This is a genomic window from Corynebacterium sp. HMSC034H07, assembly GCF_001815175.1.
GTDB lineage: Bacteria > Actinomycetota > Actinomycetes > Mycobacteriales > Mycobacteriaceae > Corynebacterium > Corynebacterium hiratae.
In genome coordinates, this window is the sequence record NZ_KV819525.1 from 1 (window position 1) to 15,042 (window position 15,042).

Below are 15,042 nucleotides of genomic sequence, written 5' to 3' on the forward strand. Positions count from 1 at the left end.
GTGTCCACTAAACGAGGGTAACCTCACCCAACTGGTGCCATGGAGATCGGAAACACGATGGAGCAATTCAACCTGAAGCTCTACTCCTAGCTCAACGCAGTACGGTCTTCTGCCTCGGCAGCGAAGGGATTTCTGGACTACGGTGGACACAGTAAGTTTCATGTCTGCTACCTGCCAGAAAGGCTTTTGCAATGGACATCACCGCTCAGCCGCAGTGGGCCGCGCTCACCTCGCTTTTTGAAAGCAAGAAGGACCTCAACCTGCGTGAGCTTTTTGCTAACTCCGCTTCCCGCGCCGCAGACTATTCTTTCGACGCCGCGGGCCTGCACGTGGATCTGTCGAAGAACCTCATCGATGAGGAAGTAGTCACCGCACTGGTGGACCTCGCCCGGGCTGCCGACGTCGAGGGGCGCCGCGACGCAATGTTCGCCGGCGAGCACCTCAACAACACCGAGGATCGCGCCGTGTTGCACACCGCGCTGCGCCTGCCCGTGGAGAAGGACTTGAGCGTCGACGGCCAGGACGTCGCTGCCGACGTCCACGAGGTGCTGGGCCGCATGCGCGACTTCGCCACTGCGCTGCGCTCCGGCAAGTGGCTTGGCCACACCGGACACACCATCAAAAAGGTGGTCAACATCGGCATCGGCGGCTCCGACTTGGGCCCGGCCATGGCAGCCAAGGCGCTGCGCTCCTACGAAGTGGCGGGCATTAGCGCGGAGTTCGTCTCCAACGTCGACCCGGCGGATCTCGCCGCGACTCTCGACGGCCTCGACGCCGGCTCCACCCTCTTCATCGTGGCCTCCAAGACCTTCACCACCCAGGAAACCCTGGCCAACGCTCACGCCGCACGCCGCTGGCTGATTGAGCAGTTTGATGGTGACGAGTCGGCCGTCGCCAAGCACTTCGTTGCGGTGTCCACCAACGCGGAGAAGGTCGCGGAGTTCGGCATCGACACCCAGAACATGTTTGGCTTCTGGAACTGGGTGGGCGGGCGCTACTCCGTCGACTCCGCCATTGGCCTGTCGCTGATGTGCACCATCGGCCCGCTGGACTTCATGCGCTTCCTCGAGGGCTTCCACGCCATGGATGAGCACTTCCGCACCGCGCCCCTGGAGCAAAACGTTCCGGCGCTGATGGGTCTGCTCGGCGTCTGGTACTCCAACTTCTTCGGCGCGCAAACCCATGCGGTGCTGCCCTACTCCGAGGACCTCGGACGCTTCCCGGCCTACCTGCAGCAGCTGACCATGGAGTCCAACGGCAAGTCCGTGCGCCGCGACGGCACCGCCGTGAGCGCCGGGACCGGTGAGATTTACTGGGGCGAGCCGGGCACCAACGGCCAGCATGCCTTCTTCCAGCTCATGCACCAGGGCACCAAGCTCATCCCGGCGGACTTCATCGGCTTTGCCCGCCCGAAGGAGGACTTCCCCACCGCCGACGGCACCGGTTCGATGCATGACCTGCTCATGGGCAACTTCTTCGCGCAGACCAAGGTCTTGGCCTTTGGTAAGACGGCGGAAGAGATTGCCTCTGAGGGCGTAGACGAAGCCCTCGTTCCGCACAAGGTGATGCCGGGCAACCGCCCCACCACCACGATTCTGGCGGAGGAACTCACCCCGCAGGCCCTCGGCGCGCTGATCGCGCTCTACGAGCACATCGTGTTCACCCAGGGCATCATTTGGGACATCAACTCCTTCGACCAGTGGGGCGTGGAGCTGGGCAAGCAGCAGGCTAATGACCTGGCACCGGCAGTCTCCGGCAAGGAGGAGGCCGCATCCGGCGATGGTTCCACCGATGCTCTGATCGGTTGGTACCGCAAGCACCGCTAAGCACTGCTTGGCGACGTCCCCCCGGCCGAACGGTCGGGGGTTCACCCGTTTTTGACGCGCAATCGACGTGCGGGATCGCCAACGCCGCGGAGGCCCTGTGGGCGCCCACGTGAGGATTTACCTATCGGGCGGCCCCCGTGGGCTCGCCCGCGTGGCGATTTACCCGCCGGGCGGTCCGAGTCCGCGTTGTGCGGCTTGATATGCCACTTGAGCGGTGATTGGTTCTCCCCAGGGCGGGATGTAGTCCACATCGCCGCGAATCCTAAACACGTAGCCAGCACCTGTTGGTTTCTCCGGGTCGTCATCGTTGACCCCGTTGTGATAGGCGCACAACATGGTCAGATTCGGCGGGTTGGTAGCCCCTCCTGCCTTCCACGGCACGAGGTGATGCACCTGGGCATAATCAGCAGGTTTATTACAGCCCTTCCTGGCACAGGTGGGATGTTCAGCACTGGCCATGATGCGCTGCTCAAACCCGGCTAAACGCTTCATCCGGTGCAGCCACACCGGCCCGATCGCGGGGTGGATGAGGGTGACGTAGCCGATCTCGGCAAACTTATAGTTCAGAAATTCCGTGCCGGTCATGCGGCCGCCATTGGTCAGCTCAAGGACGATGTCATCGCCGTCGCCGCTCACAATCTTGTCGAGCTTGTCCAAGGTGACAACGACGCTGGTGAGCACGGCTGGTTTGGTTCCGCCATGGGATTTGTTGAAGAAGACGTGGTTGGCTGCTTCCAGCAGGTTGTTCTGGTTGATGGATTCCAGCACGCCGCGCATCTCGGTCACGGTCATGGGGTCATCGGTAATGGTCAGCGAGTGCGGACCATCAGCGCGATAGGTCATGCGCACACCAGGTGTGGGCACGCGTTTGGGCTTGAGCTCTTTTAAGCGCTTGGCCGCCACGGCTGGGATGTTCAATGCTGATGTGCCGGCGAGCTTGATCCGTAGGTTCCAGGCATGCAGCTGGTTCTTCAGCTTCTTCGTGTAGGACTCAATGAGGCTTAACGTGGCCAGATCATGGCGCTGTTCGGCGGCTCGGCTGCGGGCAGTGCGTTGCTTACCCGTGAACTTGGTAGCGCCGAAGTAGATGTGGTTCAAGCCAGCCAATTCGGCGGCATCGGCAGGTGAAGCGCCGAGTGCGCGTAAGCGTTTCTCCCCTCCTACCGCCTGCTCCACCAAAGAAATCCCCGAGTTGCGGTAGGAGAAATAGGTCTCTAAATCCCCCATGCCTCAGAACACTAAAGCACCCTTGGCAACCCCGCAACCGGAGACAGAGATTTTAGAGCTTGATCATCGACTCCCAGCCGAAGGGGATCTCATCAGAATCGACAATCTTGCGGCCGAACGGGAAGCACGTCACCGGGATCATCTTCAGGTTGGCCAGAGCCACCGGGATGCCCACGATGGTCACTGCCTGCGCCGCTGCAGTGGTGACGTGGCCGATAGCCAACCACAGGCCAGCGACAAGGAACCAGACAGCGTTAGAGAACCGAGACATGCCACCGGTGCCTTTGACCGGTTGAATGACGGAGCGCCCAAAGGGCCACAGCGCGAAATTCGCCATACGCATCGAGGCCACACCGGCAGGAATCGTCACGACGGGGATGCAGGCCAGGATGCCGAGGAGGAAGTAGCCCAGTGCGAGGACAAGGCCACCAGTTGCCAACCAGATGATGTTCAAAATGATCTTCATGCATCCCAGCCTAGCGACGCGGCTGGCAGTGCGGGCACCACCAGATGATGCGCTCTAACTCCCCTTCATCGCCGCCGGCGTCCACACCACCCAGCGTGGATTTCTCAATGAGCGTGCCGCAGCGTCGGCAGCGCTGACGGTTGCGTCCGAAGACATAGGTGGTCTCCCCTGCCCTTTTCACGCCGGTGGTCACACGTACCGGCGAGTCTCGATTGGCCCAGATGAGGCGGCGGGAGATGGTGAGGATCTGGGGGACGTCGACAAGCGCTACAGGTGTTGCTGGATGAACGCCGGCCAGGAAGCAGACCTCGGCGCGGTATTCGTTGCCCAAGCCTGCCACGTTGCGCTGGTCCAGGAGGGCCGCGCCGATGCTGCGCTCGGGGCGCAACTCGATGCGGTGTACGGCCTCCTCAAAGCCGCCTTCCGCCCATTCTGGCGCGAGGATGTCGGGGCCTAGGTGCGCCAGGCGCTGCTCAAACTCGCGGGCTGGAAAGACCTCGACCAGCCCTAGCCAGTGCCCCACCAGCTCAATATCACGCGGGGTATTCTCCATCTGCAGCACCACGCGCGCGCTGTGCCCGGGCTTGCGCCAGCGGTCGCCGGCATAGTGGATGGCCCATGTGCCCTCCATCTTGAGGTGGGTATGCAGGATGAGCTCGCCGCCGAAATCCATGAAGAGGTGCTTGCCATAGGGCCAGACCTCCTCGCATACGAGCCCGTCGAAACGCACGGTGGCATAGCGCGGCACGCGCAGGGAGGAGGAGGTTACGCGCCGGCCTTCCATGAACTGCAGCCGATTCGACAGCTGCAGTACGGAATCACCCTCGGGCACAGCAGAACCTCCTCACCAAACGGGTGCCTACTCTACCGGCGTGTTCCTTCCTTCACCGAATGCCAGCGCACCCGGCTCCCACGGGGTGACCACGTGCTGGCGGGAAAGGTCTTCGATCTTCTTCACGCCGAGCAGCTGGAGGGTGTTCTTGAACTCCTCCGCGAGCAGCTCAATGACGCGGTCGACGCCTTCCTTGCCGCCGGCCATCAGCCCGTAGAGGTAGGCGCGGCCGATGAGGACGAAATCCGCACCCAGAGACAGCGCAATGGCGATGTCGACGCCGGACATAATGCCGGAGTCGTAGATGATCTCCACGTCCGGGCCTACCTCCGCGCGCACGGCCTCAAGGGCTTGGAGGGTGTTGACCACGCGGTCGAGCTGGCGCCCGCCGTGGGAGGAGACCACGATGCCGTCGGCGCCAAGGTCGATGACCTTGCGGGCGTCCTCGGGGTTGACGATTCCCTTGACGAAGAGCTTGCCCGTCCACTGCTTGCGAATCCACGCTAGGTCCTCGAAGTTGAGGCCTGGGTCAAACATGGTGTTGACCAGCTCGCCTAGTGTGCCGGTGGTCGAGGTCAGGGAGGCAAAGGTGACCGGGTCCGTGGTGAGGAAGTTGAACCACCACTCGGGGCGCCACGCGGCGTCGAAGACGGTGCCGGCGGTCAGGCGCGGCGGGATGCGCATGCCGTTACGGGTATCGCGCAGACGCTGGCCCGCCACGGGCGTATCCACGGTGACCACGAGGGTGTCATAGCCGTTGGCGGCAGCGCGTTCGATGAGTTCCTGGCAGGCGGAGTGATCCTTCCACAGGTAGAGCTGGAACCAGCGGCGCCCGCTATTGCCTTGCGACGCTGCGACCTCCTCGACCGAGCGCGTGCCCATCGTGGACAAGGTGAATGGGATTCCCGCATCGCGGGCAGCCTGGCTGCCGGCGTCTTCGCCCTCGGCATGCATGAAGCGGGTAAAGCCGGTTGGCGCGATGCCGAAAGGCAGGGCCGCGGGCTCGCCGGCGATCTCGGTGCTCAAGGAGATGTCGTTCGCACCGTTGAGCACGTTGGGCATGAGGCGCACATCACGGAAGAAATCGCGGGACTCGCGGTAGCTGACCTCGTCGCGGGCGGCACCATCGACGTAGTCGAAGGCGGCCTTGGGTGTGCGGCGCTTGGCAATCTTGCGCAGGTCCCACACGTCAGCGGCTTCCGCCAGGCGTGCAGCCCGGCGATCGAGGTTGGGTGCTTCGAACCGCATGAGGTTCTTCAACTCGGACACGTTGGGCAGTTGGCGCTTCAGCCGCATGGCGACAGGACTCCTTTTTCTATTGGGCTATCAACTTCTGAGGTTAGACCTCTGAAATGCCCGCACCCAAACGCTGAGGTTTAACATTCAGCGGCGTCGCCGACGCGGGCGAAAACCGCCTGGGCTTCCCGGTGCAGTCGATGGGCCACCAGACTCAGTGGAATCCTCCGGATCATCGAAGGACAGCTCCTCCATCGCCTCGACGGCGCGGCGCCCACCGCGACGTGCGGGACGGTAAGGTTCAGCGGAGCGCGTGGCTTCTCCAGATTTGCCGTGCTGTCCTGCACGGCCGGAAGAGGCGGTGTGGGCAGAGCCAGTAATCCGCACGCCCTTCGGGGTCAGTGCCGCGCCCAGTGCGCGCAGCTCACCGCCCAGCTTCGACTCGAAGATGGGCCGCCCGTTCGCTTTCTCAATGACCAGCTTGTTCAAGCGCCCGGCGGCCACCAGCTCGTTGAGGCCTGCAAGCACTGCGGCTAGTACCTCGGTGCGCTCGATTCCCTCGGGCAAAGCGTTGAAGAACGTGGTCAACGTCTTTCCGCCCCGGGTCAGGTGAGCCACCGGCAGTCCATCCATGAGCACCACCAAGGCACCCGCGGCGCGGGTGGGGCGGGCCGCGGATTCGCCGGCATCGGTAGTGGGCCAGGGCAGCGCCGCGCCGTAGGGGTTGGCAGGGTCGGTCGCGGCCAGGACATAGGCCTGCGGTTCGCGGGTGCCGGAGGGCCAGCCCGTGACGTCGGGGGAATCATCCACCCCGCGTAGGCGGTCAATGACCGCGGGCGTGGAGAACTGCGCGGCACCCAAGCCCTCGATGACGTAGCCGCGCATCGCCTTGCCGGATTCCTCGAAACCGGAGAGCACCTTATAGGCCAGGGCGAAACCTCCCAAGACGTCCTCGGCCACCACGGATCCGCGGGTGAGCACGCCATAGCGGTCCAGCCAAGCCTCGCCGTGCGCGATGGAGCGCGACGTTGCATCCGTGGCCGCGGGAACGGATAGCGACCACCGCCCCACCACGTCTGGTGCGGCCTGCGCACCAGACACATTGAGCGATTGCGCAAAGGACGTGCGCCCCATGCGCAGGCGCGAGCGCGATGGCCGACGCCGCGCGCGATGCGCCGTACGCCCCGCGTTCCCCGTCACCAAGTGCGCGCGGATAGGAGCGAAGGAATCGGGGCTGACTAGCCCTGCCTCCACCAGACCCCAGAGGGCCTCGCGAACCTCCTCGGCCGTACCGCTCAGCTGCGGTTGGATATCGGAAATGAGGTAGCTGCCGCCGCCCTGCAAGGCCTCCAGCAGCTGGGTTTGCAGCATGGACAAGCCCGCTTCCTCCGCAGAAACCTGCGGGGCAAGCTGCGCGGCATAGTCCGCCGGCAGCAGCATGATCCACGGGTCGTTGGAGCCAGCCTTACCCGCGCCCACGATGAGAACCTCGCCGCTGGCGGTGAGCTCATCGAGCATCGTCGGCGAATAGTCCCCCACTCGCGCAGGCAAGATAAGGCTCTCCCAGGCAGAGGCCGGCAGGCGCACGCCGGCTAGCTGCTCAATGACGGCAAAGACGCCGTCCACCCCGCGCAGCACAGGGCGCCGACCTACCGCGGCCACCTGCTGCCAGTCCGGGAGGAAGCGCCCGAAGGCTGCAGGCGAGACCGGCTGCGTGGCCGCCCGGGCTGCCGCCAGCGAGCGCGAGCGGATGACCTTGAGAACTTCAGCCGCGCAGTATTCCTGTTCCTCCACGCCTTGCCGGTAGTGCCCCGCCAGGATGGAGTCCAGACCGTTGAGCGTCGAGTGCGCCACCGCGGCCGACAAGCCAAAGGCCTCCTGCACATCGCGCGCCACAAACGGCCCGCGCGTGCGCGCCCAGCGGCTGATTAACTGATCCAGGGCGTCGGTAATCGTGGCCTGCTGGGCGGGGATGCCGGGCGGGACGGGGATGCCCAGGCCGTCGCGAAGCAGCGGCGCATCGAGCGCTTGGGCCACGTGCTCGCGGCCGTTGATGCGCACCCGCATAATGCGTGCACCGAGAGCATCGAGTGCGCTCAATGGCACCGTGGCGTGCGCACCGAACTCCTCGACCGGGATGGGGCCCAGCACGCGCAGGAGGTCCGCGACCTCCTCGGTGGTGCGCGCCTGGCGTTCCAGGGTGGTGCGCTGTAGCTGGGCATGGACCTCGGCGATGATGGAGCCGTCGAGAAGCTCGCGCAACTCCACCGTGCCCAAAAGCTTCGCCAACAGCGCCGGGTCCAGCGCCAGGGCCGCCGCGCGCTTTTCCGCCAGGGGCGAGTCCCCCTCGTATATGAATGCGCCGGTGTAGTTGAACAGCAGCGAAGATGCGAACGGCGAAGGCTGCTCCGTGGTGACCTCCGCGATGCGAATGCGACGGTGCGCCAGCTCCCGCATGACCTCCGTCAGCGCCGGCAGGTCATAGACATCCTGCACGCACTCCCGAACGGTTTCCAGGATGATGGGGAAAGAGGGGTAGTTGCGGGCGACGTCGAGAAGCTGCTCCGCGCGCTGGCGCTGCTGCCACAACGGCGCGCGCTTGCCGGGGTTACGCCGCGGCAGAAGCAGCGCTCGCGCCGCGCACTCCCGGAAACGAGAAGCAAAGAGCGCGGAGTTTCCCACCTGCTCGGTGACGATGTCGGCGATCTCATCGGCGTCGAAAAGAAACAGCGCGGCATCCGGGTCCGCCTCACCCTGCGGCAGGCGCAGCACGATGCCGTCATCGCCCGCCACGGCCTGGGCGTCCATACCGGTGCGCTCCGCCACGCGCTGGCCCACCGCCAGCGCCCACGCCGCATTCACCGGCCTGCCAAACGGGGTGTGCAGCAGCACGCGCCAATCCCCCAGCTCATCCGTGAATCGCTCTAGCAGCAGCGTCTTCTCATCCGGGATGAGCCCGGTGGCCTCGTTCTGCTCGTGCAGGTAGGCGGCGATGTTGCGCCGCGCGTTCTCATCGGCGCCGCGCACCACGGAGGGGTCCGAAAATGCTTCACGCCGGAATGCCCCCAGCGCCTTACCCAGCTCATAGGGCCGCCCCGCGGAGTCACCGTTCCAGAAAGGCAAACGCCCCGTGTGCCCCGGCGCGGGTGTCACCAGCACCTGGTCGCGCGTAATCTCCTCCACGCGCCAGCTCGTCGCGCCGAGGGTGAAGATATCCCCCACCCGGGTTTCATAAACCATTTCCTCATCGAGCTCACCCACGCGGCGCGGCGCGGAACCGGCCTCACCAGTTCCCACTAGGAACACCCCGAACATGCCGCGGTCCGGAATGGTGCCGCCGTTGGTCACCGCCACACGCTGTGCGCCGGGGCGCGGGGTCAGCACGCCCGTCACACGGTCATAGACCACCCGCGGTTTCAACTCCGCAAAATCCGTCGAGGGATACACACCACTCACCAGGTCCAGCACGGAGTCGAAAACCTCGCGCGCCAGGTCCTTATAAGGCCAGGCGCGGCGCACGGTGTCGTACCATGTGTCGGCCTCTAGTCCCTCACTCGTGCCCGCGCTTGCCGACGCCACCACCGCCGCCACCGTCTGCTGTGCCAAGACATCCAACGGGTTGCGCGGGGAGTGCATTTCCTCGATGAGGCCCTCCTCCATGCGGGCGACGGTGAGTGCTGATTGCACGAGGTCCGCGCGATGTTTGGGGTAGAAGGAGCCGTGCGACACCGCGCCGACCGAGTGCCCGGCGCGGCCCACGCGCTGCAGACCGGAGGCCACCGAGGGCGGGGACTCCACCTGCACCACCAGCTCCACCGCGCCCATGTCGATGCCCAGTTCCAGCGAGCTCGTGGCTACTACGGCCTTGAGCGTGCCTTCTTTAAGCATGGTTTCCGTCAACGCGCGCTCATCCTTGGACACCGAGCCGTGGTGCGCGCGGGCAATAACCGCAGGAGCCTTCCCGGCGACGTCCACCTGCTTCATCAGTTGGGCCGGATCGCGCCGGGTCGCTGGGCTCAAGGACTCTGGATCGTGCTCCTGGGCATAGAGCTCGTTGAGCCGGCTGGTGAGCCGCTCGGCGGTGCGACGCGAGTTAACGAAGACGAGGGTGGAGCGCTGCTCCGTGATTTCGGCGTAGAGTTCTTCTTCGATGAAGGGCCAGATGGACTTCGCCGTGGGCAGGGCGGAGTCTCCCACCCCGCCTTCTTCCTTGCGGTACGCGTGCACGCGTACCGCGTCTTGGGGGCCTTCGGTGATGCCCAGGGGGTCGTCGACAGTCGCCTCCCCGATGGGCGAGCCCTGCTCCGGGGTGGGCAGGTCCGACATGTCCTCGACCGGCACGTGGACGTCGAGCTGCCATCGCTTCTTCGCCGGTGGCGCGATGATATCCACGGGGCGGTCGCCACCCAAGAAGTTGGCGACAGCACTCAGCGGGCGCACCGTCGCCGACAAACCAATGCGCTGAAACTCCCCGGCGATGAGCCCGAGGCGCTCCAAGGTCAGCGCCAGGTGCACGCCGCGCTTGGTGCCGGCCAAGGCGTGGATCTCGTCGATGATGACGGTATCCACGGTCTTCAAAATCCCCGCTGCCTTGGAGGTGAGCATGAGGTAGGCCGATTCCGGCGTGGTGATGAGGATGTCCGGTGGCTTGCGCACCTGGCGGGCGCGCTCAGCCTGCGGGGTATCGCCGGAGCGCACACCAACGGTAATATCCGGTACCTCCAGGCCCAGCCGCTCGGCGGTGCGGGCAATGCCGTTGAGCGGGGCGCGCAGATTATTCTCCACATCCACGCCCAAGGCCTTTAGTGGTGAGATATACAGCACTCTCACGCCATCATGAGCTCCCTCGCGGGAGGGCTCAGTACTCAGCGGCAGGGCGGTCTGGCCTTCGCGCTCCACCAAAGAATTCAGCGCCCACAGAAATGCCGCGAGCGTCTTACCGGAGCCGGTTGGTGCTACAACCAGTGCGTTCGCGCCGCCGGAAATAGCCTGCCACGCTTGTTCTTGTACTGGGGTGGGGGCGGCGAAAACGTCCTGGAACCAACCGGCCACCTGCGGGCGGAACTTCGCCAGAACGTTTTTGGACATGCCCTACTGTATCGCGCGCGCTAATCTGGTCACTATGACCGTTGAGATTTCTGATTCCCGTCTAACCAACTCCCTCGCCGAAGGCTGCGGCGAGATCCTCAAAGGCGTGCGCAACGGTGGCCTGCTGCGCGGCTTGGCGCTGGGTGATGCCGGCGATGAAGCCGCTCAGGAATGGATCGCCCGCGTCCTTGAGCAGCACCGCCCGCAGGATGGCGTCCTGTCGGAAGAGGCTGCCGATGACTTGAGCCGCTTGAAGAAGGAACGCGTCTGGATCATTGACCCGCTCGACGGCACCAAGGAGTTCGCCACCGGCCGCCAGGACTGGGCCGTTCACATCGCGCTGGTCGAAAACGGCACCCCTACCCACGCGGCAGTCGGCATGCCAGACATGGGCGTGACCTTTAAGTCTTCCGAAGTGCGCGCGGTGACCGGCCCGCTGTCCAAGAAATTCGTGGTTTCCCGCAACCGCCCGCCGAAGGTGGCGGATTACGTCGCGGAGAAGATGGGCTTTGAGACGGTCGGCGCGGGCTCCGCAGGCGCGAAGGCCATCCACGTGCTGTTGGGTGACTATGACGGTTATATCCACGCCGGCGGTCAGTACGAGTGGGACCAGGCCGCCCCGGTGGGCGTGGCCTTGGCCGCGGGCCTGCACTGCTCGCGCCTGGACGGCTCCCCCATCAAGTTCAACAATGAGGACACCTTCATTCCGGATCTTTTAATCTGCCGCCCCGAGCTAGCAGACGAGATTCTGGAGCACGCCGCCGCCTACGCGGAGGCCAACGGCGGGTACTAGGGTTCTTGTGTGGTGTTCCCCTCCTACGCAGCGCCGCTAAGTCAAAGTCCCAACTCGTCTGCAAGACGAGCAACCATTCGAGCATGAAACTCGTGGTAGTCATTTAGTGTGTCTTTGCCGAGGTAACCGAAAACCTCGGCATTAATCACGCCAATTATCTGTATCCACGCCTCAAGCGCCTTTTCCATGACGTCAGCGGGAAGTTCCACATCAAGCTCATCAGATGCCGCCGCAAGGTCTTGCGAGAGCTGAGAGGAACGCGGTTCTAACTCTTTAACCGAGGTCTCAGTTAACAAAACGGCTAGTCGCCGACTAACTTTTGTACCCGCACCCGTTGTTTCTGAGGCGGGCGCTTCGTATCCAATGATGGGCGTGCCGTAAATAAGCGCCCACCTTTGAGGAAATTTCAAAGCCCACATCCTCATAGCGGCCACAAGGCTCACGAATTTAGCTCGCGTCCCAGTGGCCGCACCCACTCCTTGGGCAACGGCGCCATCGAGCGCTTCAAACGCATCGATAATCAGCATCGTTAATAGGTGGGCCCTGTCGGGCACATAGCGGTAGATACCCGAAGAAACTATCCCCAAATCACGAGCAATTGCACGCAGATTCAAGGCTTCTGGGCCACCTGCATCAAGCTGCTTTCGTCCGAGCTCAACAATGCGCGACATCGTCTCTTCGCGAGCACGCGCTCTTGGTGTCATCGACATATGAAAACTATATCAACACAAAAGAGAGCACTGCTCTTGACGGTAGCCGAGTGCACCTATAGCCTTAGAGAGCACCAGTCACTAATAAGAGTGGAGGACACTCAATGCACTTTCTCATCACCGGCGCGGGCCCCGTTGGCCGTGCACTATCACGTGAACTCGCAAAAAGAGGGCACACATGCACAATCATGACGCGGCGACAGCCCCAATTCGCCACCAGTGAAAACGTTGATTTCAAGAAGGGCGACGCAACATACAGTGACGCCTACCCAGACCAGATCGACGGCATTGCCCACTGCATCCACGCCCCATATGACGCACAAAAGTGGCGCGACCTACTCATTCCAGCTGAAGAAACCGTGCTGAAGGTAGCCACCCAACTAGGCATCCCCGTCGTCTTCCCCGAATCGATGTATGGGTTCGACCAGACTTACGAGGTGATTTCGCCTGATACTCCCCTCACCCGATCTCGCAATGGAAAACCCGGTGTTCGAGCGACCCTAATCGAGAACCGCTTAGCCTCCCCCTCGCGCACTACCTCGGTAATCGCGGCCGATCTGTACGGACCAGATGCCGGCCCCGGATGCGTCTACCATCAGCTCATCATTGGGAAGAAGCGTCCCCTTGCTCTTTTTAACGCACACGCTAAACACTCGGTCACGTATCTTCCAGACTTTGCACGAGCGTTGGCAGACGCACTTTTAGATGATTCGACACCCCCAATAATTTCCACACCTTGCGCTCCCGCTCTGACTCAAGCTGAGTTTGCTCGACGTGCCGGATGCCAACACTCCCCCATCACTATTCACCCATGGATGCTGAAAGTAGCTGGCGTTGCCAGCACGGGCCTCCGAGGACTGAAAGAAATGAGATACCTGTGGGACCGTCCCTCAATTCTTACCGGCGCCACGTCCTCATGGCAGGCGACCCCAACCGACGAGGCTCTAGAGGTTATTTATCAAGCCCAGCTGTCGAAATAACAAATCTCATCACCAGTACCCCTACCGCTCTACCTAAGATTTCTCCAACGTTCTACACTTGGACATCATGAGTGACACTCCCACCGCTTCTTCAGCCCTCACAACACCATATGAGGACCTCCTGCGCCGCGTCCTGGAAGAAGGCGCTCCCAAAGGCGACCGCACTGGTACCGGTACCCTCTCCCTGTTCGGTGCCCAACTTCGTTATAACTTGGCGGAGTCTTTTCCCCTGCTGACCACCAAGAAGGTCTACTTCCACGGCGTGATTGGTGAGCTGCTGTGGTTCTTGCGCGGCGAATCCAACGTGACGTGGCTGCAGGAGAACAAGGTCCGCATCTGGAACGAGTGGGCCGATGAGGACGGTGAGTTGGGCCCTGTCTACGGCGTGCAATGGCGCTCCTGGCCCACGCCGGATGGCCAGCACATCGACCAAATTCAGGCCGCCCTGGACACGCTCAAGAACAACCCGGATTCCCGCCGCAACCTGGTCTCCGCGTGGAATGTCTCTGAGCTGGACAAGATGGCGCTCATGCCCTGCCACCTGCTGTTCCAGCTCTACGTCGCTGACGGTGCACTCTCCATGCAGGTCTACCAACGCTCCGCGGACATGTTCTTGGGCGTTCCTTTCAACTTGGCCTCCTATGCCGCGCTGACCCACATGTTTGCACAGCAAGCAGGCCTGAAGGTGGGCGAGCTCATCTGGACCGGCGGCGATTGCCACATCTACAACGACCACATCGAACAGGTCAAGGAGCAGCTTTCTCGCGAGCCCCGTGCATACCCGCAGCTCAAGCTCCACAAGGCGCAGGACATGTTCTCCTATGACTTCGATGATTTTGAGGTCATCGGCTACGACCCTCACCCCACCATCAAGGCGCAGGTGTCCGTTTAATGCTGGGCGCAATCTGGGCCCAGTCCCTTGACGGCATCATTGGTGACGGCGTGGTCATGCCCTGGCACGTGCCGGAGGATCTCAAGCACTTCAAGGAAGTGACCATGGGCGCGCCCGTCATCATGGGCCGCAAGACATGGGAATCCCTCAACCCCAAGTTCCGCCCGCTGCCGGGCCGGGAGAACATCGTGCTGTCCAGCCGCGAGCCCGACGAGTGGTCTGCGGGCGCCACCGTGGTGGATAGCATCGACGCCGCACTCGAAACCGCGCCCGGCGACGCCTGGATCATCGGCGGTGGCCAACTTTATAGCTCCGCCCTCGACCGCGTGGATACAATCGAGCTCACCCTCATGGGTGTACAAGTCGGCGATGCCTACGGCGCAGATGCCGTACTCGCCCCGAGCGTTCCGGAAGAATTCAGCCTATCTGCCGATAGTGACTGGCTGACCTCCGAATCAGGCCACCTCACCATTCCCGGCCAGCCCCCGAGCGAGCTGCCCATGAAATACCGATTCCTCACCTACGACAGAAAGGCTGCTGCATAATGGCAACTACCCCCGAAACCACTGAGCACGTCACCATCTTCTTCGCTGACTGGTGCCCGTTCTGTGTAAAGCTGATCAAAAACCTGGACCGCACCGAAACCCCATATGAGCTCGTCGATGTCGAAGGTGAGAACACCGACGACATCAACGCCTGGATTGAATCCGTCAACGACGGCAATCGCATCGTTCCAACCGTCCTCTACTCCGACGGCACTCACGCCACCAACCCTTCCGCCAGCGAGGTTCGCGCCAAGTACGCGGAGCTGGCCGGCGAGTAGACCCAAGGCGACGCATTTACCGCCGCCTAAAGCAGGGCTGCTAATCTTACTTAGGTGCGCAACGCACCCCCGCCCCAGTAGCTCAGGGGATAGAGCACGGCTCTCCTAAAGCCGGTGTCGGAAGTTCGAATCTTCTCTGGGGCACGCTGTGAAGTCTCGAGACATCGTT

Annotated in this window: 12 protein-coding genes and 1 tRNA gene; 7 read left to right on the forward strand and 6 right to left on the reverse strand. The window is 63.0% G+C overall.

Annotation, left to right across the window (positions count from 1 at the left end):
• Positions 1-191 precede the first annotated feature (191 nt).
• On the forward strand, positions 192-1,826 hold the full coding sequence (gene pgi / locus HMPREF3009_RS06420) for a glucose-6-phosphate isomerase (protein ID WP_070680829.1): 1,635 nt from the start codon (positions 192-194) through the stop codon (positions 1,824-1,826).
• Positions 1,827-1,985: 159 nt separating this feature from the next.
• On the opposite strand, the gene HMPREF3009_RS06425 is transcribed toward pgi, so the two are convergent.
• From HMPREF3009_RS06425 to HMPREF3009_RS06445, 5 genes are all read right to left on the reverse strand, one after another.
• A complete protein-coding gene (locus HMPREF3009_RS06425; protein ID WP_070680832.1) occupies positions 1,986-3,053 on the reverse strand; it encodes an HNH endonuclease signature motif containing protein in 1,068 nt (355 codons plus the stop codon).
• 52 nt (positions 3,054-3,105) lie between these two features.
• Positions 3,106-3,519: a YccF domain-containing protein gene (locus HMPREF3009_RS06430; RefSeq protein ID WP_070680835.1), complete on the reverse strand. Its 414-nt coding sequence runs from the start codon at positions 3,517-3,519 to the stop codon at positions 3,106-3,108.
• Positions 3,520-3,529: 10 nt separating this feature from the next.
• On the reverse strand, positions 3,530-4,351 hold the full coding sequence (locus HMPREF3009_RS06435) for a DNA-formamidopyrimidine glycosylase family protein (RefSeq protein ID WP_070680837.1): 822 nt from the start codon (positions 4,349-4,351) through the stop codon (positions 3,530-3,532).
• 27 nt (positions 4,352-4,378) lie between these two features.
• On the reverse strand, positions 4,379-5,647 hold the full coding sequence (locus HMPREF3009_RS06440; RefSeq protein WP_010187669.1) for an alpha-hydroxy acid oxidase: 1,269 nt from the start codon (positions 5,645-5,647) through the stop codon (positions 4,379-4,381).
• Between the two features lie 87 nt (positions 5,648-5,734).
• Positions 5,735-10,675 (reverse strand): Lhr family ATP-dependent helicase, encoded by a 4,941-nt coding sequence (locus HMPREF3009_RS06445; RefSeq protein ID WP_070680840.1) that lies wholly within the window; start codon positions 10,673-10,675, stop codon positions 5,735-5,737.
• Between the two features lie 34 nt (positions 10,676-10,709).
• On the opposite strand from HMPREF3009_RS06445, the gene HMPREF3009_RS06450 reads away from it, so the two are divergent.
• On the forward strand, positions 10,710-11,468 hold the full coding sequence (locus HMPREF3009_RS06450) for a 3'(2'),5'-bisphosphate nucleotidase CysQ (RefSeq protein WP_198531123.1): 759 nt from the start codon (positions 10,710-10,712) through the stop codon (positions 11,466-11,468).
• 41 nt (positions 11,469-11,509) lie between these two features.
• Here HMPREF3009_RS06450 and HMPREF3009_RS06455 read toward each other — a convergent pair whose 3' ends face one another.
• Entirely contained in the window at positions 11,510-12,178 is a 669-nt protein-coding gene (locus HMPREF3009_RS06455; protein WP_049155183.1) for a TetR/AcrR family transcriptional regulator, read from the reverse strand.
• 104 nt (positions 12,179-12,282) lie between these two features.
• Between HMPREF3009_RS06455 and HMPREF3009_RS06460 the strand changes: the two genes are divergently transcribed.
• From HMPREF3009_RS06460 to HMPREF3009_RS06480, 5 genes are all read left to right on the forward strand, one after another.
• On the forward strand, positions 12,283-13,158 hold the full coding sequence (locus tag HMPREF3009_RS06460; RefSeq protein ID WP_049155185.1) for an NAD-dependent epimerase/dehydratase family protein: 876 nt from the start codon (positions 12,283-12,285) through the stop codon (positions 13,156-13,158).
• 67 nt (positions 13,159-13,225) lie between these two features.
• Positions 13,226-14,050 (forward strand): thymidylate synthase, encoded by an 825-nt coding sequence (locus tag HMPREF3009_RS06465; RefSeq protein ID WP_049155187.1) that lies wholly within the window; start codon positions 13,226-13,228, stop codon positions 14,048-14,050.
• Entirely contained in the window at positions 14,050-14,595 is a 546-nt protein-coding gene (locus HMPREF3009_RS06470; RefSeq protein WP_049155189.1) for a dihydrofolate reductase, read from the forward strand. The genes HMPREF3009_RS06465 and HMPREF3009_RS06470 overlap by 1 nt, the downstream gene beginning before the upstream one ends.
• The gene (locus tag HMPREF3009_RS06475; RefSeq protein ID WP_049155191.1) at positions 14,595-14,873 is read left to right on the forward strand and encodes a glutaredoxin domain-containing protein; all 279 of its coding nucleotides are present in this window, start codon (positions 14,595-14,597) and stop codon (positions 14,871-14,873) included. The genes HMPREF3009_RS06470 and HMPREF3009_RS06475 overlap by 1 nt, the downstream gene beginning before the upstream one ends.
• A 71-nt stretch (positions 14,874-14,944) precedes the next feature.
• A tRNA-Arg gene (locus tag HMPREF3009_RS06480) sits at positions 14,945-15,017 on the forward strand.
• The last annotated feature ends 25 nt before the right edge of the window (positions 15,018-15,042 follow it).

Coding starts and splice junctions, on each gene's coding strand:
- pgi (WP_070680829.1), top strand. CDS start 192: ATGGACATCACCGCTCAGCCGCAGTGGGCCGCGCTCACCTCGCTTTTT.
- HMPREF3009_RS06425 (WP_070680832.1), bottom strand. CDS start 3,053: ATGGGGGATTTAGAGACCTATTTCTCCTACCGCAACTCGGGGATTTCT.
- HMPREF3009_RS06430 (WP_070680835.1), bottom strand. CDS start 3,519: ATGAAGATCATTTTGAACATCATCTGGTTGGCAACTGGTGGCCTTGTC.
- HMPREF3009_RS06440 (WP_010187669.1), bottom strand. CDS start 5,647: ATGCGGCTGAAGCGCCAACTGCCCAACGTGTCCGAGTTGAAGAACCTC.
- HMPREF3009_RS06445 (WP_070680840.1), bottom strand. CDS start 10,675: ATGTCCAAAAACGTTCTGGCGAAGTTCCGCCCGCAGGTGGCCGGTTGG.
- HMPREF3009_RS06450 (WP_198531123.1), top strand. CDS start 10,710: ATGACCGTTGAGATTTCTGATTCCCGTCTAACCAACTCCCTCGCCGAA.
- HMPREF3009_RS06455 (WP_049155183.1), bottom strand. CDS start 12,178: ATGTCGATGACACCAAGAGCGCGTGCTCGCGAAGAGACGATGTCGCGC.
- HMPREF3009_RS06460 (WP_049155185.1), top strand. CDS start 12,283: ATGCACTTTCTCATCACCGGCGCGGGCCCCGTTGGCCGTGCACTATCA.
- HMPREF3009_RS06465 (WP_049155187.1), top strand. CDS start 13,226: ATGAGTGACACTCCCACCGCTTCTTCAGCCCTCACAACACCATATGAG.
- HMPREF3009_RS06470 (WP_049155189.1), top strand. CDS start 14,050: ATGCTGGGCGCAATCTGGGCCCAGTCCCTTGACGGCATCATTGGTGAC.
- HMPREF3009_RS06475 (WP_049155191.1), top strand. CDS start 14,595: ATGGCAACTACCCCCGAAACCACTGAGCACGTCACCATCTTCTTCGCT.